Source organism: Vibrio sp. 1249-1, from assembly GCF_033340495.1.
The window spans coordinates 1-626 of record NZ_JAWOWJ010000731.1; the positions used below are offsets into that span (position 1 = coordinate 1).

Annotated in this window: 1 protein-coding gene; it reads left to right on the forward strand. The window is 49.2% G+C overall.

Going from position 1 to position 626, the window contains the following annotated elements; all coding sequences use genetic code 11:
- Window positions 1-626, forward strand: a 626-nt coding sequence (locus R7Z50_RS28605) for an efflux RND transporter permease subunit (protein WP_318149894.1), incomplete at both ends; no start/stop codon positions are given.

The following is a 626-nucleotide window of genomic DNA, read 5'->3' on the forward strand; positions in this document are numbered from 1 at the left end:
GATTCGATGACCGCAGGTTATGAGGCTGGTGTAGCCAAGTTGCTAAAACGCACTGGGCGCATGTTGTTGGTGTTTGTGGCAATGAGCGCTGGTGCGGGTTGGTTATTTATGAATCTGCCGACGTCTTTCCTACCAGATGAAGACCAAGGTACGGTGTTCTCGATGGCAATCTTGCCGCCGAACTCGACTCAAGAGCAGACAGAAAAAACACTCGATAAAGTGCGTAGCTATTTCTTGGAAGAAGAAAAAGACAACGTGAGATCCGTGTTTACCGTGGCTGGTTTTAGTTTTGCTGGTCAAGGCCAAAACATGGGTATGGCGTTTATTGGCTTGAAAGATTGGTCTGAGCGCGAAGCGCCGGGTTCGGATGCTGCATCTTTGACAGGCCGTGCTATGGGTTACTTCTCAACCATCAAAGAAGCCATGGTATTTGCGTTTGCACCTCCTGCCATCCAAGAGTTGGGTAACGCAACGGGTTTTGATTTCTATCTACAAGACTCCCTGAGCCTTGGTCACGAAGCATTAGTTGCCGCACAAGGGCAATTACTGGGAATGGCAGCGCAGAATCCAAAACTAGTTGGTGTTCGTCCGAATGGCCAATCTGATGCGCCAATGTACCAAGTGCA